This window comes from Paraburkholderia sp. BCC1876, assembly GCF_902833695.1.
GTDB lineage: Bacteria > Pseudomonadota > Gammaproteobacteria > Burkholderiales > Burkholderiaceae > Paraburkholderia.
Map to the genome: position 1 here is coordinate 1 of NZ_CADFGI010000130.1, position 207 is coordinate 207.

Genomic DNA, 207 nt, shown 5'->3' on the forward strand with positions numbered 1-207 from the left:
TAATCTTACGGGGTTTCTCGAACTACTTTCGGCTTAAGCCGGAACAACTTGTGGTGCCCAGGAGAGGACTCGAACCTCCACGGTGTTGCCACCGCTAGGACCTGAACCTAGTGCGTCTACCAATTTCGCCACCTGGGCAGGTGATGAACTGCAAAGAACGCCATTATAGCGACCGATTCAGGCCTGTCAAGCGTTTCTGGGAAGTTT

Annotated in this window: 1 tRNA gene; it reads right to left on the reverse strand. The window is 52.7% G+C overall.

Annotated features, from left to right (window positions below):
- Positions 1–51: 51 nt before the first annotated feature.
- Positions 52–138 (reverse strand) — tRNA-Leu (locus tag HWY05_RS38130).
- Positions 139–207: the final 69 nt, after the last annotated feature.